We start from the raw sequence: 21,173 nt of genomic DNA on the forward strand, positions 1-21,173 counted from the left end.
CGCCCTATCAACTAAGCATCAAGGCGCCCAGCGCAATTGCAGCCGATGCCCAAACGGTTGGGGTAAAACTCGCCTTAAGCCAAAGCGATAATCAATTTGCGCCTAAGGCCAAACTCAAACAAGCCGATGGTACAGAGCAAGCGCTGGCCATGGTGAAACAGGGGGATGAATGGCAGGCTTTAGTGCCCGCAGACTTGCCCCTCGCCAGCAGCAATGCGGGGCTGAGTGAAATCGAAGTTACAGTCCAGACTCAAGTCGATGGTCGCCCAGTGCTGCGCACGGTGAAAACCGCCTTTAAGTCCTATGTCAATTCCGCCAGCATCAAACCAGAAGTATTGACCATCTGGGATAAAGGCGTGCCAAATCAAGTCAACTTTGAGCTAACTGTCGCCGAGGCGGGACGCTTTGGTTTGAGTGGCGTGCTCACGGGCACCAATGCCGAGGGCCAAAAGGTCGCGATCATGCGCACCCAAGCGGCGACTTGGTTAACGCCCGAATCCCCCAAACTCAAGCTGATGTTTGACCCCAAACTTATCCAAGCCTCCGGTCTACAACCGCCCTTTGAACTCAACGAGCTAGAGCTGCAAGACCAAGGGCAAATGGCACGGTTAAGTTTTCAGGCCAACGCACTGGTGCTTACGCGCTAACTCAATTTAACCCATTTCTCCCTTCCCAACCGCTTTGAGTGCCCACCTTGGGCACTCTTTTTTTTCCCGTCATCCGAGTTTATGCTGCCAAGCCAAGCGTTTACCCAAGCGAAAGTGCAATTATCGCGCAATCCCACAACCCTGTGACAACACATGGGTCTCAGTACAAGATGCTGTCACAATTTCAAGATAAAATTTACATTGATTATAAAAGCTTACTTCTTTTAAATAACAAGGAGTCTAGGCATAATGCCAATGTTTTGACGCAAAACCCCATAGCAACATATGCAAATGGAATATAAAAATAACAATGGCTAACGGCACCGCGATTCCTCCGCCTTAGTCGATGCTCAAGCAATGGAAATCCTATGAGTGACAGCACATTTTTTTTTGGTGAATGGCAAGTCAATCCCAGCGCCAACAGCCTACTCCTTGGTAAACAAGTTAAACAACTTGAACCTAAGGCGATGGATGTGTTGTTATTTCTCTGCCAAAACGCCGGTGAAGTGGTCAGCAGCGACGAGATTGTCAGCCATTGCTGGCCGGGAGTCGACACGGGTGATAATCCACTGCACAAAATTATCAACCAGTTACGTCGCGCCTTAGGCGATAGTGCCACCGAATCCCGTTACATTGAGACCATTCGCAAACGTGGCTATCGCACCTTAGCCGAGGTTCGCTTTCCCGTCGGCCATGAGGCCAGCGCCACGCCACAAACCTGGCAAGGCGGCTCGCCGTTTCCGGGCTTGCAAGCCTACAGCGCCAACTATGCCGACGTGTTCTTCGGCCGCAGCGAGCAAATTAGCACGCTGCTGAATCGCATTAGCCAACAAATCCAGTTTGGCCGCGCCTTCTGCTTAATTTTAGGCCCCAGTGGTAGCGGTAAATCCTCCTTAATTAATGCCGGTGTATTGCCTAACCTCATGACCGCCAATGGCTTTAATGGCGTTGGGGTTGTGGCCTATAGCAGCCTCGATTTTGCCGATGTCAGCAAGGGACAACTGCTTACCGATCTGGCCAGCGCCATGCTCGACTGGGAGCTAAACGACACCCCAGTATTTGAGGGCATGAGCGCAGACAAGCTTGCCGCCAAGCTTGAGCAAGATCCGCAGAGCATTGTCGAGATATGCAAACAAAGCCTTAAAAATCATGCTTATGCGACGCCACGCTTTGGCTTATTTATCGACCGATTAGAGGTGCTATTATCATCGCCGCTGTTTAGCGATGCCGAGCGCAGCGCCTTTATCGAGTTGTTAGAGCGCCTTGCCACTTCCCATGCGGTGTTGATTTTAAGTGCCTGTCGCAACGACTTTTATCCGTTGCTGGTCAATTACCCCAGTCTGATGGCAGGCAAAGCCCGCGGTGCCCATTTCGACTTAGCGCCGCCCACTCGCACCGAGCTGTTGCAGATGATCCGCCTGCCGGCGATTGCCGCCAATTTAACTTGGGACATTGACAGCGACACCGCCATGCCGCTCGATGAAATGCTCTGTAGCGATGCCGCCAGCAATCCAGATGCGCTACCCATGTTGCAATACACCTTGCAGGCGCTGTATTTACAACGCAGCGACGATGACAAACTATTAGTCTCTGTGTATCGCACCTTGGGCGGCATCGAAGGCGCTATCGGTAAAAATGCCGAGCAGGCCATCTCCCATTTAACTGAGGCCGAAAAAGCCAGTCTGCCGCGGATTTTGTCCCTGTTAGTCACCCTGCGTGAGGATGAAAAATCCATCACCAGCCGCACCGCCCGCTGGTCGCAGTTGCAAAGCGCGGCCGAAACCGCCCTAGTGCAAGCCATGGTCGATAGCCGCTTATTTGTGTCCCATCTGCAAAATGGTGAACCCTGTTTTAGCATCGCCCACGAAGCCCTGCTGCGCCGCTGGCCAAGGGCGACGGCGTGGATCAGCGAACATAACGACAGCCTCAGTATTAAGAGCCGCCTCCAGCATTTATCCCAGCGCTGGCTCAGCGAAGCCAAACACAGCGCCTATTTGCTGGCCGAGGGTAAACCCTTAAAAGAGGCCCAAAGCCTTAGGCAAAACCCCTTGTTTGACTTAGACGAGCGGGAAACCGACTTTATTGCCGCCTCCAGCAAACGCGCCACTATGCTGCGCTGGACGAGGCGCATCACCGTCGCCCTGCTGTGCGTACTCACCTTAACCTCGGTCATTATGAGCGTTCGCAGTATCGAAGCCGAAAAGCTTGCCCAGCAAAAACGTCTCGCCGCCGAAGATCTGCTCGGGTTTATGGTGGGTGACTTCGCCGATAAGATGCGCGGCATCGGCCGGATGGACTTACTCGACGGCATCAGTAATAAGGCCTTGGAATATTTCACGGATTTCTCCAGCCAAGACGATGAAAAGTACTTAAGCTTCGACGCCCGCTTCCAGCATGGGCAGACCTTAGAGGCCATGGGCGAAGTCGCCTATTCACGCAATAAAATCGATGAAGCCCGCAGCGCCCTACTCGCCGCGCAGGAAAAAATGCTGCCGCTGCTCGAATTGCAGCCAGACAACTTAGCCCTACTAAAAACCTTAGGTGCCAATGCCTTTTGGTTGGGACAGCTTAAATATGATGTAAGTGATTGGGCGGCTGCACGTCCTTTTTGGGAACAATATTTACAATACAGTCAAACCATGTATGCCATTGCGCCGGAGGATAAAGATGCGCTAATGGAGCTTTCCTATGCCCATAACTCACTCGGTTCTGTCTCAATGAACCAGCAGGAGTTTGCTAAAGCAAAGCAGGATTTTGAGGAGTCGCTAAGGCTTAAATTGCTCGCCTTGGCAAAAGCGCCTGAGGATAGTCAGTTGATTGCGGATGTGGCCAATGCACGTTCTTGGTTAGCGAGTGCATTAACCTCACTTGGCGATATAGATACCGCAATCAAGCTCCAAGAAGAAACACAGAACCAACTATTAAACTCGCTAAATCAAAATGATGCCTATATGCGCGATAGATTAGCCAGCACTCTAGGCAGGCTATCTGAGTTACTTGAGTACAAAGGCAATTTTGAATCTGCACTTGAAAAATTGTTACAGGCCAAAAACTTCACAGAAAAATCTCTGCTTTTAGACGCAGATAATGAAGTATGGAAAAGAGATTTATTCTATATTCGGACGAGAATTTTATTTTTAAATAGTTTCATTAGTGACCCAAGAGTAAAAGAGACTTCTCAATCACTTTTAGAATTTTTTGACTCCAACTTTAAATCAATGGACAAACAAAGAAGAGATTATTTATACGCCAATGCATTATTCTCTGTTGCCACATATGAAATCAAAAACAATTCACCTCTCGGCTATGACAGCCTAAAAAAATCAAACACTATCTTCTCTGAGCTAGTAAAAAATGCCCCACAAGAAAGAAGATACATCATTGGTTTTGCAAAAACTAATATGGCAATAGTTGAAGCTAGGATGACAGTAGACAACAAAGAAGAGTATTTAACACTTTGCCAAGAAACCCAAAACATATTGCAACCATTAATAGAAAAAGATAAGAATCCCGAAATAACCATGCCTTACTTAGACTCGAAGAACTGTCAAGAAAGATAGTCTTAACTCCCAAATATAATCAGCAACTGTACTTTAAAGAGGAAAATGAAATGACTACAACACAAGGCTTATCTCAGTTTATTAAAGTGAATGTCACCTTAGAAAATGGTGAACCTGAATTTATCTATACCGATGCCAGCGGTCAACAGTGCCCAGGTGATGTCACCATCACTCAAGCTGGTACTGTAACTTACCTACTCAATGACCAAACCGGTAAAGGTTTAAAATTTGTCGGTGTAGGTTTTGTGACCCCATTCGACGAAATCGTCGATGCAGTTACCATTAGTAATGATGGTATGTTAGTGCAATTCGTGGATCTCGATAGAACCCCTGGCACCACTAAATTCCAATTTGTATTAAGCAATACGGCAAATACCTTACTAATTTTAAGTCCTGATCCTGAAGTAATTAACAAGCCAAATCTATAATTAGAGCGGGACTGCTAAGCAGTCCCTTTTTTCCCTTCCAGACCCCCTCGAAAAGCGGGGACAGCCATGTCTTTTTGTGCTTTATCCCCTCTTATACTAGAAAAGCGGAATCGAAAAGCGGGGACAGCCAGAAAAGCGGGGACAGCCATTGCGAAAAGCGAGGACAGCCATGTCTTTTTGTGCTTTGTCCCCTCTTCTACTAGTCTTTAAATTATCTTCACCTTGTCTGTTTGGAGCGAGTCATGACCTCGGCCAGAAGAATGCTTATCGATGCCAATACAACACCCTTCTATCATGTGATTAATCGCTGTGTCAGAAGGGCTTTTTTGTGTGGTGAAGATAAACTCACTGGCCGCAGTTATGAGCATAGACGTGGCTGGATTGTCGATAAAATCAAAGCATTATCCACCATCTTTTGTATCGACATTTGCGCCTATGCAGTGATGAACAACCATTACCATTTAGTGCTTAAAATTGATATCGAGAAGACCAAATCGTTAACGCAAAAAGATATTATCAGCCGCTGGTGCCAAATCACTAAAGGCCATGCCATTACCACTAAGCATATGAATGGTAATGCATTAATCGAAGGTGAACACATGTTACTCGATGCCTTAATTGCCGAGTGGCATGAGCGTTTATCCAGCATATCTTGGTTTATGCGCTGCCTGAACGAAGATATTGCCCGTAAAGCAAATCGAGAAGATGCGTGTAAAGGTGCCTTTTGGGAAGGCCGTTTCAAATCCCAAGCGTTACTAGATGAGCAAGCTTTACTGGCGTGTATGATGTACGTAGATTTAAACCCCATTCGAGCAGGGATTGCCGACTCTTTGCAATCCTCTGATTTTACATCGATTCAAGAACGTCTAAATGCACTTTCCCCTAACAGCGTCACACCACTGATAACCCAACCCCCTGTAGATAACACTCAACCATTACCACGCAAATCCCTTGCAAAATTTGAGGGTGCAACGCATCTCCATCAGCAAACGGGCATCCCCTTTCATTTTGCCGATTATCTTGAGCTTATCGATTGGACTGGCCGCGCCATCCGCCATGATAAAAAAGGCTTTATCGATAACCTACGACCTAAGTTGCTTAATGAGTTAGGGATTGCATCCGATGCCTGGTTACTTTCAGCCAAGGAGTTTCGTCGCCAGTACAGTGGTGTAAGCGGTCGATGGGATGCAATGTGTGCATTTAAACACAAGCAAGGTGGCAAATGGTGCCGAGGAAAATCCCATAGCCAAGCACTACATCCCGAGCAAATTAATGGACTTACACTGCGTTAAATTGCCCCAATAACAAATATTCGACTCAGTCTTAATGCTTAAGATTGGGGGCTATCTAGTCCCAATTTTGCGAGATGTAAACAAGCGCCTAGCTAACCATGATCCTAATTGCAGACAAAACGACTCAGAAGGCAAAATTTAAAACATTTAAAATCAAATAATTACACCAGAAGGTAAGCAGAAGGTATCTTTTCTTCCACCAGAATAAAGTCATCCTCAGAAAAGCGCCTAGCGCAGATGATTAAAGTTCACGGAGAAAGATAACAATGACAAACTCACCGAAACTGGCTCGCCAACAACCCGCCTTATCTATTGTCGATGATGCTGCATTGCCCGCAACTCAACCTGCAAAGAGTGCCGAGCTACCGCTGAACTTTTTCGAGCATTCTTCCCTCGAGACAATTGAGCTCTTTATTCAACATTTAACCGAAGCCGTGATCTTAGTGAATGCCAATGGCTTTATCCGTTCGTGCAATCAGCGCAGTGCTGAGCTGCTCGATTGCCCGCAGGCGACTTTAAAGGGCCAAGACTGGCGCAATTTTTTGACCGAACATCATCAAGCGCGCTATGACAATCTCCTGAGCCACGATGTGCAATTAGGCACCAACTGTGGTCACCCCGTGCAGCACCCAGCGCAGGAAACCACACTGATCTGCGCCTCTGGCAAGGCCAAAGATGTGGAGTTGTCTATCTCTTATATTCCCAGCCATGAACCTGTGTTTGTGATGGTGATGCACGATTTAACTCAGCATAAGGCGGAAAACCAAAAGCTGCGCAAGTTGGCCGCAACCGACTCCCTCACCCAACTGGCGAACCGTCGCTATTTTGATGAAATGCTGCAACAACACTGGGAAGAATGCACCGCCAAACTGCGTCCTATCAGCGTAGTCATTATCGATGTGGATTATTTTAAGGTGTTTAATGATCAGTTTGGTCATATCCAAGGTGATGAATGCCTTAGAAAAATTGCCAAAGTGATCGCCACTATTGTGCCTATCGACATCGGTCTTGCGGCCCGTTACGGCGGCGAAGAGTTTGCGCTGATCCTACCTAATCACAATGCTAAAATGGCGCTGACCATAGCGCAAAAAATTCAGCAAGGGATTAATAATATTCGTTTTACTGACCAAGGGCTCAGGGATTATGTCTCGGTAAGTGCCAGCCAAGGGATTGCCAGTGAAGTCAATGGCCAGTTCCGTACCTCACTCGCCATGGTATGCGCCGCCGATACCGCGCTTTACCGCGCCAAGGCCGATGGTCGCGATAGAATTAATACCTCGCTGTGATGATATTTGTCTGAAATAAAACCAAAGGTTTATGCATGACATAACCACAAGGATGTCACCCATGAAAACCTCAAAAAACATTTGTTTAAGCTCGAATAACTTAGTTCAAGACCTCGCTCAAGAAACATCAGAAAATACGGCTAAAGTCGTTTTATTAGGCACGAAAACACTCGATATTTTCACTTGGCAAGCTTGGATAAAAAACCAACATGGAGGACTAGTATTTCAATATTGTTGTGAATTTAATCATACGGGCTTTATTGTGAAGATAAATGCACTTGGCAATATTGAATCGGTTGTTAGTAGTCGATTATTATCGATTGAAATGGCTTCGATGTCAGGTGGCTTAAATGATGATTATTGGCATTTATTATCCATCAGCTACCAATATCATAAGCTAAAATGTTATATCGATGGCAATGAAATCGAAGTTCAACAGCAAATTATCCCTTTAACAGATAACCGTGTATTAAAGGCTATGACCAATAACGCATTATCTTTTGAAGGAGAAATGACTAACATCAGTTTAATTGAACACGACTTAACAGACTATCAAATCCTAAATTATTATCTGCAACCTGATAGTCAGTCATTTATCGCCGAAAATAATATTTATACTGCACAAGATAAACACTCCCTAAAAAACATTCATTCAAACCCACTTAACTCAACAAGGCAAGATGTGATGCTAGTTATTTTTAATGACACTAAATATAAATTCATTAAAAACAATCTAACCACCAATAATTTCAAAAAACAGCTATCCAATATTATTCCAGCCAATGATCGTTGTGCTTATATAATTGAATCAAACAATCAAAATTGGCCACACTTTATTTATCATGCTAATTATGTTTCCGAAGAGTATCCCGATATTGCGTTAAATTTTGATATATTAAAATCTCTCACACCTAACCGTTCCCGTGTTCATTTGCAGCTTACCAACGAACTGACATTTGATTGCTTTATCAGTCAATCTACTTCGAGTCGATTAATCGCCGAAATTCGTATCAGTGAAAATATCGATTTTACGCTAGCCAAACATGCTCTGCGCTTTATTAAGGATTATTAAAATCCTAGGATTGAGCGTTGCTCGCTTCGACAAGCGGATGAGCACTTAAAGACTGAAGCTATCGTCCTTTATAGCGTGGGTCATAAAAAGCCCCCCTTCGAAACAGCTAGTTTGCACTATACCCAAAGTACAGTCGAATACCTCGCTAGCCTAGCTAGATATTTTAGGGCAAACTCAGCGTCCTTACCCGTTGGACTGTTTCTACAGTACTGGACTGTACGCTAAAGGTGACACATGAATCCACCTCCTACTTTGGCCTTGCTCTTTGCCCTATTGGCTGCCACTTTAATGGGCACGATTGGCGTATTCGCACGCTTTGTAGCTCTGCCAGCCGAACATATTACCTTTTACCGCCTGCTACTCGGCGCGCTGTTTTTAATGGCCTATATGCTGTTAACGGGTAAAGGACAGCAAATTCGCCATAAACCGAGCAAACGCACCTTGATAAATGGCGCTATGCTCGCCGGATTTATGGCTTTTTATATCGAGGCTATTCAATACACTCAAATGGCAACCGTGATTATGATCATCTACCTCGCACCTGTGGTAGCGTCACTCTTTGCGCACTTTGTGTTTAATGAAAGACTCAACCGATTCAGTATGGCAAGTGTGGTACTCGCCTTAGCGGGCTTTATATTAATGCTACCCATGACATCGAGCCAATCACTATATGATTCTGAAATATTGGGATATTTTTATGCATTATTGTCGTTACTGACCTATAGTGGCTTTATCTTAATCAACCGCAAACCGAGTGCCGCCTCGCCCTATCAAAGTACGCTGGTACAGTTAGGTGTTGGCGCTTTATGCCTACTTCCCTTAGTGTTAACCACACCCTTAGTACCCAGCCTGAATCAATTTGCTTGGCTGCTGGCAATTGGGTTCTTTCCGGGATTTTTAGCTATTCTGTTTGCAGTAAAAGCTCTAAATCAATTGCCATCAATCACCTACGGCACACTCTCCTATGTGGAGCCTGTGGTGGTGGTCACTCTGGCGTGGTGGTTATTTAATGAAACATTAACCGCACAGCAATTGATAGGTGTGGCGCTGATAATGCTGGCAGGTATAGCACAAGGTTGGTTAAGCCAATACAAAGCCCTAAAAAGCTCTGAAAATCCCTCTGTTTGCCACCATGAATAAATGAGTAAAATATAAACTAAATCTTTTTGATAGGAGCATCACTTGAAAAAACTACTCTTAATGATCAGTGTGTTAGTCCTTACTGGTTGCCTAGGAATGCCCAACTACGTCGAACCCGTAAAAGATTTTAAACTCGATCGCTATTTAGGCAAATGGTACGAGATTGCGAGGCTTGACCACTCCTTCGAACGCGGATTAACTCAAGTTTCTGCCGAATACAGCCTTAAGCCCGATGGCGGCGTTAAAGTCATTAATCGGGGCTATTCTGCCGCCAAACAGGAATGGAAAGAAGCCGAAGGTAAAGCCTATTTTGTGAATGGAGAGAACGAAGCCTACTTAAAAGTCTCCTTTTTCGGGCCGTTTTATGGTTCGTATGTAGTCTTTGGGCTCGACCAACAAAATTATCAATACGCCTTTATCTCGGGGCCAGATACGGATTATTTATGGCTACTAGCCCGAACTCCAACGGTATCCCCTGAGGTGATTAAGCAATTTGTCGACATGGCCAAAGCCAGAGGCTTTGACACTGACAGCTTGATTTATGTCGAACAACAAGCCGAGGCAAAACAATAACCGCTAAGCCGAGGCTAACACTCAAGGTAAACACCATAAACAAAAACGCCGCTCAATAAGCGGCGTTTTTTATCTGATCATTTAAGGCTATTTAAAACAAGTAATTAGCCTTCGATACCCTTGCTCGCGAGGAACTCATCATAGGTGCCCTTGAAGTCATTCACGCCGTTAGGAGTAATTTCAAGGATACGGTTGGCCAGTGACGATACGAATGCACGGTCGTGACTCACAAATAACAAGGTGCCTTCGTATTTCTCTAAGGCGTTGTTTAAGGATTCGATCGATTCCATATCCATGTGGTTGGTCGGTTCGTCGAGCATCAGGATATTTGGTTTTTGCATGATGAGCTTACCAAATAACATACGGCCCTTTTCACCACCCGAGAGCACTTTGACAGACTTTTTAATGTCGTCGGCGCTAAACAGCATACGGCCTAAAATACCGCGTACCGCTTGGTCGTCATCTTCAGGTTTACGCCACTGGCTCATCCACTCAAAAAGCGTCATGTCGTTAGCAAAATCAGACTCATGATCCTGCGCGTAATAACCAATATTGCTGTTTTCAGACCATTGGATATGGCCTTCATCCTGTGGAATATCATGGATTAAAGTACGCAGCAGCGTGGTTTTACCCACACCGTTCTCACCGAGGATAGCGATACGCTCACCCACTTCGACAATCAGGTTTAAGTCTTTAAACAGTGGCGTGTCATAACCTTTAGCCAAATTCTCAACCACTAACGCATTACGGAACAGTTTCTTTTCCTGCTCGAAACGAATGAATGGGTTAACACGGCTAGAGGCTTTAACTTCATCCAGCTTGATCTTATCGATTTGACGGGCACGAGAAGTCGCTTGTTTTGCCTTAGAAGCGTTAGCAGAGAAGCGCGCAACGAAGGTTTGTAGCTCAGAAATTTGCGCTTTCTTCTTGGCGTTGTCAGCTAGCAAACGCTCACGGGCCTGAGTCGCTGCTTGCATATATTCGTCGTAGTTACCTGGGTAAACACGCAGTTCACCATAGTCTAAGTCTGCCATATGAGTACAGACTGAGTTTAAGAAGTAACGGTCGTGCGAAATGATGATCATGGTGCTATCGCGTTGGTTCAACACGTCCTGTAACCAGCGAATAGTGTCGATGTCCAAGTTGTTGGTGGGTTCGTCGAGTAGCAGTACATCAGGATCGGAGAACAGCGCCTGAGCCAATAATACCCGCAGTTTTAAACCTGGGGCGATTTCAGACATTAGACCGAAATGGCTTTCGATACCGATACCCACACCAAGTAGCAGTTCACCAGCACGAGATTCAGCGGTGTAACCGTCCATTTCGGCAAATTCCATCTCAAGGTTTGCCACGGCAATGCCGTCTTCTTCGCTCATTTCAGGTAAAGAATAGATACGGTCACGCTCTTGCTTGACCTTCCACAGTTCACGGTGGCCCATGATAACGGTGTCAATCAGCGTGTATTCCTCGTAACCGAATTGGTTCTGGCTGAGTTTACCCAGACGCTCGTTGACGTCTAAAGATACGTTACCGCTGCTCGGCTCTAGATCACCGCAAAGGATCTTCATGAAGGTTGATTTACCGCAGCCGTTCGCACCGATAAGACCGTAACGGTTACCGCCGCCGAATTTAACTGAGATGTTTTCAAACAGTGGCTTAGCGCCAAACTGCATGGTGATATTCGCTGTTGTGATCAAAATGAACTTCCAAATCGAGTAATGTTGGCCAGACTATTGGCTGCGCATATAAGCAAAAACCAATTTCCACCAGCCTGAGGGGGTAAAAATAAACGTGGCACTATAGCAGTTTGGGCTAAATTATCAACTAAAAAGCCCCGTGAGCCGCGCATGCTTAAGCGATTCTGAACCATCTTCCCCAAAGATAACTGTTTATTTAACCGGCATTTTTGCAAGTAAGACTCAAAATAATCCTATTGGATGACAACTGAATTAACATTGCATTTTTAGCCAGACAAACCAAATACCGCCCACTGAACTGGGCGGTATTTGTAAGCCCCCGCTCACTCTCGGGCGAATAAACGATACCAATGCGCTAAAGTTTTTGCTGCCTTAAACGGTTCGCATTGGTGACCACAGTTAAGGAAGACAGCGCCATCGCCGCCCCTGCAATCACCGGATTTAGCAACATCCCCGTCAGCGGATACAAGACGCCCGCCGCCACTGGGATACCTAAACTATTGTAGATAAAGGCCCCAAATAGGTTCTGTTTAATGTTGCTAATGGTCGCGCGGGAAAGTGCCAATAAGTTAGCAATCACTATCAGCTGATGCGACAGCAGTGTCATATCCGCGCTTTCGATCGCCACCTCGGTGCCCGAACCCATGGCGATCCCCACATCGGCACTCATCAAGGCGGGCGCATCGTTGATACCATCCCCCACCATGGCAACCACATGGCCTTGCTGCTGTAAGGCTTTAATATGCTGCTGCTTTTGCTCGGGTAACACACCCGCAATCACTTCCTCTATGCCTACTTGAGCTGCCACCGCCTGCGCCGTTTGTGGATTATCTCCAGTCAGCAGCACTACTCGAATGCCCTGTGAGCGTATTGCACTAATCGCTTCTTTCGCATCGGCTTTTATCGGGTCGGCAATCGCGATAGTGGCCACTAACTTACCCGCCTTGGCGATATAAATCGGTGTTTTACCCTGTTTGGCAAATTGCGCGGCGGCTTCTACCGTAATACCTGAGCTACTGTCCGTCACGCCCTCCCCTGACGTTACATCAAATGCCGCCATTAAGGCTTGATTCCCCACTAAAAAGTCGGCGCCATCGACTCGCCCTTCTATGCCCTTACCCTGATGATTAGTAAAAATCTCGGTTGCGGGCAATGGAATCGAGGCTTGCTTAACATAGCTGACCATTGCGCTGGCCAGCGGATGCTCTGAATGCTGCTCAAGACTGGCGATAGCGCCAAGCAGTGCGCGCTTGTCTTCATCACTGAATTTTTGGTCATTAGGAGCTTGGTCATTACCTTCAATCCAATGGATATCAGTCACTTGGGGTTTACCCTGAGTCACTGTGCCAGTTTTATCCAGCACCACGCAATCGACCTTGCTGGCGCTTTGCAGTGCTTCACCATTTTTAACCAAGACGCCCATTTGAGCGGCGCGGCCAACGGACACCATGATAGACATAGGTGTGGCTAACCCTAAGGCGCAGGGACAGGCGATGATCAGCACACTGGTGAGCACCACAAGCGCATGACTAAGCGCGGGTTCTGGCCCAACAAGATACCAAATCGCCGCCGCGAGTAAGGCGATGACCACGACTGTCGGTACAAATACCGCCGAAATGTTATCAGCCAGACGGCCAATCGGCATCTTTGAGGTTTGCGCCTCCTGCACCAGTGCGATAATTTTGGCAAGACGCGTATCCTGCGGCCCAGCGGTGACTCGGTAGACTAAACTGCCGTTACCATTAACTGTACCCGCACTGAGATTATCCCCAACATGCTTTGGCACAGGAATAGGTTCGCCCGTTAGCATGGCCTCATCGAGTAATGACTGGCCGGACTCCACCACGCCATCGAGTGCCACCCTGTCGCCGGGGCGAAGTCTGAGTCTATCCCCCAGTTTGAGCTGGTCGATTTCCACCTCTTCATCGCCATTGTCGCCAATACGAATCGCAGTGGAGGATTGCAGGCCGAGTAAGCGCTGCACTGCTTCGCTGGTCTTACCGCGCGCTTTTAATTCAAGAGCATGGCCTAAGTTAATCAAGCCTAAAATCATCACGCTCGCCTCAAAGTACACATGGCGAGTATCCATTGGAAACGCACTCGGAATAAGCACCACCAGCATGGAATAGAGCCATGCCGTGCTGGTACCTAACACGATTAAGGTATCCATATTGGTGGTTTTGGCTTTAAGCGCGCGCCACATTTCCTGATAGAAATGGCGCCCGGTACCGATTAAAAGTGCTAAAGTGACTAAGCCCATAATGCCCCAGCCAAGCTGCATGCTAGGGCGATTAATCATCATTTCGCCGCCCAGCAATCCCCATAACATCATAGGGATACCGACAGCGAGCGCGGCGATGGCCTGACGCATCCGCAGGCGATACTCTGCTGCATCTTCGACCCGCTTTTCCTCTGCGGCCGCCTTTGCGTCCACGATCAATTGAGCGGGATAACCCGCCTTATCCATAACAGCCAGCGCCGCATCACTGCTCATCTTGCCATCGACAGTCACTTGCTTATCGGCGAGATTGATACGGGCACTCACATTCGGTTCGGCCGCAAAGGCCTTTTCAATTTTGGCCACACAGCCTGCACAATTCATGGTGGCGACATAGAGTTTTATCTGCGACATGGAAGATCCCTCACTTGAACTTAACCGCTATAGGGTTAAGATAAAGTCTCCCATCACGGGAGAGTCAAGGGTGTTTTTGTGGCAAGTATCACACTTGTCTGCACGGCTCTTAAGAACACAGATAAGAACTGAGGTCAGTATGAAAATTGGTGAAGTCGCGAAGCACACAGGGTTAAGCGTCAAAAGCATACGCTATTACCACGATATCGGCCTTGTCTGCGGCGAGCGTAACGAGGCGGGATACAGGGTGTATCGTCATCGGGATATCGAATCGCTGAAATTTGTCCACCAGTGCCGCGACTTAGGTTTTAGCCTTGAGGATTGCAAACTCCTGCTTGGCCTTCGCAATAACGACAGCCGCAATGCCGAAGATGTGAAGCAACTCACCCGCAACCATTTGGCCTATGTTGAGGAGCAAATTGGTAAATTGCAGAATCTTCGTAGCCAGTTACAACAAATGGTCAGCGAGTGCCAAGGCGGCGAACAGCCCCACTGCGCCATTATTGATAGTCTTAACCATCAACCCTAAGCTCTTTTCACCTTTTAATGCTTAAGTGCCGCCACATTATCTAGCTGCAACGCTGGCAATTTACCCGCTGGCGTAAATGAAAACACTTGCCCATAAAAGGCTAACTCGGTTTCTAATCCCGCCGCTTTATGTTCTGGCGTGCGTCCATCACTTGCGTCATCGCCATAATCGATATAGGCCGTCGGCACACCTTTGGCTTTAAGAGCATCATAGATTTGCCGCGACTGCGCCGTCGGTACAATCTTGTTTCTCAAGCCTTGGAAAATCAGCAAAGGCTCATTCAAACCATCTAAGTGATTGAGTGGCGATAACTCGCGGTAGCGTTCCTTCTTCTCTGGATAGGGGCCGATAAGTTGGTCTAAATAACCCGACTCAAACTTATGGGTTCCCTTAGCGAGCTGCTCAAAATCGCTGATCCCCTCATAGCTCACACCCGCTTGAAACACATCATAAAACGCTAGCGAAGACATCACTGTTAAGCCACCGGCGCTGATGCCGCGAATTGCTAACTTATTGGCGTCTACCCAGCCCTTAGCCACTAAATACTTTGCGGCATTAACCGCATCCTCTACATCGCTTTCACCCCATTTGCCATAAAGGCTTTGGCGATAGGCGCGGCCAAAACCACTGCTGCCGCGAAAGTTTAAATCCAGCACCGCAAACCCGCGACTGGTCCAAAACTGGATTTCACTGCGATAGGCCAGTGAAGCCCGCGCCGTCGGCCCGCCATGTAGCATCACGATAAGCGGCGGCCTTGTGTCGTGGGGCGCCACGTAATTAGGGTTCACAGGGCTGTAAAAATAACCATAGGCCTGCTGATTTTTACCGGTAGCGAAGGCTATATTTTTCGCCCGCGAGACATAGTTGGGATCAAGATTCGCGAGCGCTGGGGCGTACACAAGCTCAGTGCCACGCCCAACAACGCGATAAATACCTTTCTCTGGTGTTGCCTTAGCGCCAACAAAATAAACACCATCTTCGCCCTTTACCACCTGAGTGATCTCAGCAAAATCAACGGCAAGAGATTCGGTCAATCCGGAATCTAAGTGCATACGCAGCAATGCGGCTCGATTACCTTCAACGTAGCTCGCTATGAGAGTCGAAGCATTTTCAAAGGCATAATTATGGTTACCTAAACGCCAATCAGGCACCGCAAACTCGGCATTTTTACTCAGCACAGGCTCTAAGGTTTCCCTAGGGGTGACGCGGTAAATGTTCCACCAGTTACTGAGATCGGACACCACATATAATTTACCGTCGGGGCCAAATAACGGCTGAGTCACCGAAGAGTCCTCTGGCGTACTCACCTTACGAATATTTTTTAATTGACCTTTGCGGTCAAGATCACCAAGCCAGAGCACACTCTTATCCCAAGGCATATAGGGATGTTCCCAAGTGATCCACGCCAATTGGGTGTTATCGGGTGAAATAGTCGGGGAAGAAATAAAATCATGACCCGTAACAAAGGTATCGCCTTCACCGGCAAAGTTAAGATTGATAGTCACCAGGCTCGCTTTCGGTTCGCCGCCCTGACGGTGATCTTCACGCACACAAATAATCCGTGAGCCCTTAGGATATGCCACACAATCGGCATGACGAGTACCATTGGGAGTTAACGGCAATGGTGGCTGATTAGGCGCAAAACGGTAAAACAGCTGATCCTGCAATTTAGTGGCAAATAGGCTCTGACCTATGCCCAAAAACGCCGCACCGCCATACTCATGCACAGTAGATTTAACATTAAAATCAGGAGGAACCACTTCAGTGACCTTGCCAAGATCATCGAGACGCTTGATACCAACTTTGCCTTGGGCACGTCCGCTCGATTCTGCAAAATAAATCGCATTACCTACACTTTGTAGTTCAGCAATATCATCGGTTCGTTCAAAAACCTCAGCAGCAGACAAAGGTGATTGCCAGCTGCCATAGGGTGCAACTTTAATGTCGCCGCTTTCCTTGGCAGATTGATCTTTTGTATCCGTACGCTCACACCCGCCGAGTAGCAGTAACACTGCACTTAGCAAGAATGGAAAATAGCGTCCTAACCCCATTGTGTTCCCCAAGTTTGCAAACTAAAACAAACCGTAAATATGCAAATCCCCTTAAGGGCTTATTTTTTGACTTTTTTAACAAACCATTTCAGTACGCTAGCTTGTTGTACTTGCGTCAGACCAAAGTAAATACAAATCCAAGGTGATAACAGAAAAAACCACGGGATCACGGCGACCGAACGACCACTGAAGAGAAGAAAAAAGAAGCCTCCGTAAATTACAATGACTCCTAAAGCCCCGACAATCAGCATCATCCGCTTGGTAATTTTTTCCAGCCAAAGGGCTTTATCCTGCCATGACATTCAGATAATCAACTCCAATACGATAATGTCAACTCTATTTGTAAAGTTATGTAAAAAAGTAGCGTGCGATTGTTGAAGGATAGCCAGTAAATGTCAACCTCCGAACAACTCTTACCCAAGCGAACAGACTAAAAAAAGAGACCTAACTTTAGCCAACAAAAAACCGAGCAAACGCTCGGTCTTGTTTATTATCAATAGGATAATCTTTTATAAGCGGATACCGCCATCCACTTCAAAGACACGACCATTTACATAATCGTTTTCGATGATAAAGCGTACAGTAGAGGCTATCTCCTCCGCTTGGCCTAAACGGCCAACGGGCACAAGCTTCTCTAAACGCTCTAAGGCTTCAGGTTTCATTGCCGCTGTCATTTCGGTGGCAATTACCCCGGGTGCTACCGCCGCGCTACGAATATTGTAACGCGCCAGCTCTTTTGCCCAGCCCACAGACATCGCCGCAACACCCGCTTTGGAGGCCGCGTAGTTAGATTGTCCTACGTTACCCGCTTTAGCTAGGCTAGAAATGTTCACAATCACCCCTGCTTGACCCGACTCGATCATCGCCGCAGCCGCCTCACGGCCACAGAGGAAGGTGCCAGTGAGGTTAACATTGATCACCGATTGGAATTGATCGAATGACATACGGTCAGTCACTTTGCCGTCTTTGGCTTTGACTAACATACCATCGCGCAGGATGCCGGCGTTATTCACTAATACGTTAATTTTGCCGAAATCTTCCAATATGTAAGCAAAACCTGCGACCACATCTTCTTCGTCGGTAATATCTAACGCATAACCTTGGACTTCGGTGGCTGAGCCTAAATCGGCACAGGCGCGTTCGAGTTTTTCTTGATCTACATCGATCAGCGCCAACTTAGCGCCCGCCTGCGCAAAATTGTGCGCCATTGCTAAGCCTAAACCACCCGCGCCGCCAGTGATGACGACAACCTTATCTTTTAAATCCATCTGGTTATCCCTTGTTTATCTATTTTTTAAGTGGTGCAAATTGTTCAAAAATACTGGAGAAGTCTCGGCGACCATTACCTTGTCTTGCATGATTAACATACAAGCTGCGCGCGAGTGAGCCCATAGGTGTACTCGAATTGCTCAATAATGCGGCTTCTTGGGAGAGGCCGAGATCTTTAACCATCAAATCTACCATAAAGCCGCCCTGATAGCCCTTAGAAGAAGGCACATTCTCCATCACGCCTGGGCAAGGATTGTACTTCTCTAACGTCCAGTTACCGCCGCTGCTGACCTTCATAATGTCCGACAGCACTTTAGGGTCGAGACCATGGTCAATCCCCATTTGCAGCGCCTCGGAAGTCCCCACCATCAACACAGATAACAGCATGTTGTTGCATATTTTAGCGACCTGCCCAGCTCCTGCGCCGCCCGCATGGAAGATATTCTTGCCCATAGCGTTAAGTACAGGTTGTGCGCGCTCAAAGGCGATATCCGAACCGCCACAGATAAAGGTCAAGGTGCCTGCCGCCGCGCCCGCAGTACCACCCGATACTGGCGCATCGATAAATTCGATACCACTCTTAGCCGCTTCGGCCGCCACCAATTGAGCGCTTTGGGCATCAATGGTCGAGCAATCAATCAGCAAGGTATCGCCAGCGACAACATCGAGTAGGCCTTTCTCGCTACCATTACCTAGATATAAGTTTCGAACATGCTTACCCGCAGGCAGCATAGTGATCACCACATTGGCGCCTGCCGCTGCGCCGCATGCCGTGCTCGACACTAAAGCGCCTTGATCGGCCAAGGCTTGCATGGCGGCTGGCACTAAGTCGAAGACACGTACCGTCATGCCCGCTTTTAATAAATTGGCCGCCATTGGGCCGCCCATATTACCTAAACCGATAAATGCTACTGTACTCATGCCATCACTCCTGTGTTCTGGTGTCTTTATTATTCCAGATAGTTGTTATTCCAGACAAAAATGGCAGGCAAAGCACTCGCTTTACCTGCCATCGATTGGCTTAGCTTAATTGGCTTAAGGGATGATCTTCTCCCCAAGGTGAGGTCAAAATGTCCTCGATAACGCTGTTTGGCACGGATTGCACATCGGCAAATTGCCATTTGGGCTGTCTGTCTTTATCAATCAGCAGTGCGCGTACGCCTTCACAGAAATCGCCCTTAGCGCAGGTGTTCACGCTGACGGTTAATTCCCATTTAAAACATTGTGCTAGGCTGAGTTTGGTGCCGAGTTGGGTTTGAATATACGCCAAATGCCAACTGATTGGGCTACCCGCCAACATGGTCGCGCACGCCTTACTTAACCACGCTTCTTCAGTGCGTAAGCTCGACATACGGCTGACGATATCCGTCAAACTGCCCGCCATCAGTCGATCGATCATCTCTTGGCTCTCGGCCAGTAAACTATCGCCCTTAGGGATGTCCACTTGGTTCGACAGTTCGTTGATCATCGTATCGAGTCTTTGATGGTTCAGCGCAGGCGTATCGCTCCAGTCGAGAGTCGCCATGGCATCGAACATCAGTTCTTTGTCGTCACGATTCAGATAATGATCGGCAAGGCCAACGTAACAGGCATCGGCGGCGTTCATTTGATAGGCCGTTAGCCCTAAAAACAGCCCCATTTTCCCCGGCATACGGTTGAGGAAATAACTGCCACCCACATCGGGATAAAGCCCGATGGTGACTTCAGGCATGGCGATACGGGAGGTTTCAGTCACCACTCTATGACTCGCGCCCGCCATCAGGCCCAGACCACCGCCCATCACTATGCCATCGCCCCATACCAGCACTGGTTTGCCAAAGGTATGCAGTAGATAATCGAGACGATATTCTTCTTCAAAGAATACTTTAGCGACCTCAGTCACTTGTCCCTTAGCGGCAACAGACGCGTGGTATAACGCCCGCACATCGCCACCCGCACAAAACGCCTTTTCTCCGCTGCCATCGAGTACCACACAGGCTATTAACGGATCTTTTTTCCACAAATTGAGCTGCACCGTCATGGCTCGAACCATATCGAGATCCAAGGCGTTGAGGGCTTTTTCAACATTGAGCGTCACCACCCCAACTAATTTACCTGAGGCGGTGGCTAAGGTTTGAAAAACCACATTTTGTGTGGTGGACGTGTGTGCAGCCTTATCTACTAAATTTGTCATTAGCGGTTCTTCCAATCAGCTTTACGTTTTTCCAAAAACGCGTTCACGCCTTCGGCCTGATCTTCAGTATCGAACAAACCGACAAACAGTTCACGCTCTATCGGTAAGGCTTGGTTACGCGGCATTTGGCGCCCAGCTTGGATGAGTGTCTTACAGGCTGTGACGCTGCTTGGGCTCTGATTCGCCACTTTGGCGGCCAGTGCAATCGCCGCATCTAAGGCTTCACCCGTTTCGACCACCTCCTCAACTAAACGCAAATTCAGCGCTTGGGCGGCATTCACCCGTTCACCGCAGAGGATCATCCGCTTCGCCCAACCTTCGCCCACTAAAGCGGTCAGGTTTTGGGTACCGCCCGCACAGGGCAACAGGCCAACGGTGGCCTCTGGCAGCGCCATCACGGCTTGGGTTTCGGCGATACGAATATCACAGGCCAGCGCGACTTCTAAGCCGCCGCCCATGGCATAACCGTTAATGGCGGCAATCGACACGCCGCGGAACTGGCTTAAGGTTTCAAATGCTTCGCCAAAGTGTTTTGCCATGCTCGCCGCATTGCCCTTATCACCGTCGCTAAACAGTTTTAAATCGGCACCCGCGGAGAAAAACTTGTTGCCCTCGCCAGTTAACACCAGCGCGTAAATGTCCTTGTTAGCATTAAGCTCCAGCACTTTGGCCTTGAGCGCCTGCAAACTTTGGGCGGTCCAAGTATTGGCCGGCGGATTGTTCATGGTCAGAATGGCCGTGTGGCCTTCAATACGCTCAACTAAATAGTCCATCTGTTTCGGCTCCCTTATATTTCCAATCTGTTATCGCCAAATCCTACAGTC

The 21,173-nt window shown here is 47.8% G+C and carries 17 protein-coding genes; 9 read left to right on the forward strand and 8 right to left on the reverse strand.

What is annotated here, in order from left to right; all coding sequences use genetic code 11:
* From L976_RS18410 to L976_RS18445, 8 genes are all read left to right on the forward strand, one after another.
* The coding region (locus L976_RS18410) for a DUF4785 family immunoglobulin-like domain-containing protein (protein WP_047540717.1) at positions 1–647 on the forward strand (647 nt) is incomplete at its 5' end.
* A 368-nt stretch (positions 648–1,015) separates the two neighbouring features.
* Positions 1,016–4,207, forward strand: a complete 3,192-nt coding sequence (locus tag L976_RS18415) for an nSTAND1 domain-containing NTPase (RefSeq protein WP_047539124.1) — start codon at positions 1,016–1,018, stop codon at positions 4,205–4,207.
* A gap of 50 nt (positions 4,208–4,257) precedes the next feature.
* The gene (locus tag L976_RS18420) at positions 4,258–4,635 is read left to right on the forward strand and encodes a DP-EP family protein (RefSeq protein ID WP_047539127.1); all 378 of its coding nucleotides are present in this window, start codon (positions 4,258–4,260) and stop codon (positions 4,633–4,635) included.
* A 242-nt stretch (positions 4,636–4,877) separates the two neighbouring features.
* On the forward strand, positions 4,878–5,927 hold the full coding sequence (locus L976_RS18425) for a transposase (RefSeq protein ID WP_047539130.1): 1,050 nt from the start codon (positions 4,878–4,880) through the stop codon (positions 5,925–5,927).
* Positions 5,928–6,193: 266 nt separating this feature from the next.
* The gene (locus L976_RS18430) at positions 6,194–7,213 is read left to right on the forward strand and encodes a sensor domain-containing diguanylate cyclase (protein WP_047539132.1); all 1,020 of its coding nucleotides are present in this window, start codon (positions 6,194–6,196) and stop codon (positions 7,211–7,213) included.
* Positions 7,214–7,274: 61 nt separating this feature from the next.
* On the forward strand, positions 7,275–8,285 hold the full coding sequence (locus L976_RS18435; RefSeq protein WP_052184027.1) for a hypothetical protein: 1,011 nt from the start codon (positions 7,275–7,277) through the stop codon (positions 8,283–8,285).
* Between the two features lie 234 nt (positions 8,286–8,519).
* Positions 8,520–9,425 (forward strand): DMT family transporter, encoded by a 906-nt coding sequence (locus L976_RS18440; protein WP_047539135.1) that lies wholly within the window; start codon positions 8,520–8,522, stop codon positions 9,423–9,425.
* A 42-nt stretch (positions 9,426–9,467) separates the two neighbouring features.
* On the forward strand, positions 9,468–9,998 hold the full coding sequence (locus tag L976_RS18445; protein ID WP_047539138.1) for a lipocalin family protein: 531 nt from the start codon (positions 9,468–9,470) through the stop codon (positions 9,996–9,998).
* A 104-nt stretch (positions 9,999–10,102) separates the two neighbouring features.
* Here the strand turns inward: L976_RS18445 and L976_RS18450 are convergent, their stop codons facing one another.
* Complete coding sequence (locus L976_RS18450) at positions 10,103–11,695, reverse strand: ABC-F family ATPase (protein WP_080612461.1); 1,593 nt, start codon at positions 11,693–11,695, stop codon at positions 10,103–10,105.
* A 355-nt stretch (positions 11,696–12,050) separates the two neighbouring features.
* Positions 12,051–14,327: a heavy metal translocating P-type ATPase gene (locus L976_RS18455; RefSeq protein ID WP_047539140.1), complete on the reverse strand. Its 2,277-nt coding sequence runs from the start codon at positions 14,325–14,327 to the stop codon at positions 12,051–12,053.
* A gap of 139 nt (positions 14,328–14,466) precedes the next feature.
* Here L976_RS18455 and L976_RS18460 point away from each other — a divergent pair, with 139 nt between their 5' ends.
* Positions 14,467–14,856, forward strand: a complete 390-nt coding sequence (locus L976_RS18460; RefSeq protein ID WP_037429125.1) for a Cu(I)-responsive transcriptional regulator — start codon at positions 14,467–14,469, stop codon at positions 14,854–14,856.
* A 14-nt stretch (positions 14,857–14,870) separates the two neighbouring features.
* On the opposite strand, the gene L976_RS18465 is transcribed toward L976_RS18460, so the two are convergent.
* The 6 genes from L976_RS18465 to L976_RS18490 form a co-directional block, all read right to left on the reverse strand.
* On the reverse strand, positions 14,871–16,907 hold the full coding sequence (locus L976_RS18465; protein WP_047539143.1) for a S9 family peptidase: 2,037 nt from the start codon (positions 16,905–16,907) through the stop codon (positions 14,871–14,873).
* A gap of 59 nt (positions 16,908–16,966) precedes the next feature.
* Positions 16,967–17,209, reverse strand: coding sequence for a hypothetical protein (locus tag L976_RS18470; protein ID WP_037416867.1), 243 nt, complete (start codon positions 17,207–17,209; stop codon positions 16,967–16,969).
* A 207-nt stretch (positions 17,210–17,416) separates the two neighbouring features.
* Complete coding sequence (locus L976_RS18475; RefSeq protein WP_011717645.1) at positions 17,417–18,175, reverse strand: SDR family oxidoreductase; 759 nt, start codon at positions 18,173–18,175, stop codon at positions 17,417–17,419.
* 19 nt (positions 18,176–18,194) lie between these two features.
* Positions 18,195–19,097 carry a 3-hydroxyisobutyrate dehydrogenase gene (gene mmsB, locus L976_RS18480; protein WP_047539148.1) on the reverse strand — a complete coding sequence of 301 codons (903 nt, stop codon included), beginning with the start codon at positions 19,095–19,097 and terminating at the stop codon, positions 18,195–18,197.
* Between the two features lie 100 nt (positions 19,098–19,197).
* Positions 19,198–20,349 carry an enoyl-CoA hydratase/isomerase family protein gene (locus L976_RS18485; RefSeq protein WP_047539151.1) on the reverse strand — a complete coding sequence of 384 codons (1,152 nt, stop codon included), beginning with the start codon at positions 20,347–20,349 and terminating at the stop codon, positions 19,198–19,200.
* A complete protein-coding gene (locus L976_RS18490; protein WP_047539154.1) occupies positions 20,349–21,122 on the reverse strand; it encodes an enoyl-CoA hydratase in 774 nt (257 codons plus the stop codon). Before L976_RS18490 ends, L976_RS18485 begins: the two co-directional genes overlap by 1 nt.
* Positions 21,123–21,173: the final 51 nt, after the last annotated feature.

This window comes from Shewanella sp. ZOR0012 (assembly GCF_000798835.1).
GTDB lineage: Bacteria > Pseudomonadota > Gammaproteobacteria > Enterobacterales > Shewanellaceae > Shewanella > Shewanella xiamenensis.

Bases quoted from the DNA above. Each gene is read 5' to 3' on its own strand.
- L976_RS18465 (WP_047539143.1), bottom strand. From the start codon at position 16,907: ATGGGGTTAGGACGCTATTTTCCATTCTTGCTAAGTGCAGTGTTACTG.
- mmsB (WP_047539148.1), bottom strand. From the start codon at position 19,097: ATGAGTACAGTAGCATTTATCGGTTTAGGTAATATGGGCGGCCCAATG.
- L976_RS18485 (WP_047539151.1), bottom strand. From the start codon at position 20,349: ATGACAAATTTAGTAGATAAGGCTGCACACACGTCCACCACACAAAAT.
- L976_RS18415 (WP_047539124.1), top strand. From the start codon at position 1,016: ATGAGTGACAGCACATTTTTTTTTGGTGAATGGCAAGTCAATCCCAGC.
- L976_RS18420 (WP_047539127.1), top strand. From the start codon at position 4,258: ATGACTACAACACAAGGCTTATCTCAGTTTATTAAAGTGAATGTCACC.
- L976_RS18430 (WP_047539132.1), top strand. From the start codon at position 6,194: ATGACAAACTCACCGAAACTGGCTCGCCAACAACCCGCCTTATCTATT.
- L976_RS18435 (WP_052184027.1), top strand. From the start codon at position 7,275: ATGAAAACCTCAAAAAACATTTGTTTAAGCTCGAATAACTTAGTTCAA.
- L976_RS18475 (WP_011717645.1), bottom strand. From the start codon at position 18,175: ATGGATTTAAAAGATAAGGTTGTCGTCATCACTGGCGGCGCGGGTGGT.
- L976_RS18460 (WP_037429125.1), top strand. From the start codon at position 14,467: ATGAAAATTGGTGAAGTCGCGAAGCACACAGGGTTAAGCGTCAAAAGC.
- L976_RS18455 (WP_047539140.1), bottom strand. From the start codon at position 14,327: ATGTCGCAGATAAAACTCTATGTCGCCACCATGAATTGTGCAGGCTGT.
- L976_RS18490 (WP_047539154.1), bottom strand. From the start codon at position 21,122: ATGGACTATTTAGTTGAGCGTATTGAAGGCCACACGGCCATTCTGACC.
- L976_RS18425 (WP_047539130.1), top strand. From the start codon at position 4,878: ATGACCTCGGCCAGAAGAATGCTTATCGATGCCAATACAACACCCTTC.
- L976_RS18440 (WP_047539135.1), top strand. From the start codon at position 8,520: ATGAATCCACCTCCTACTTTGGCCTTGCTCTTTGCCCTATTGGCTGCC.
- L976_RS18470 (WP_037416867.1), bottom strand. From the start codon at position 17,209: ATGTCATGGCAGGATAAAGCCCTTTGGCTGGAAAAAATTACCAAGCGG.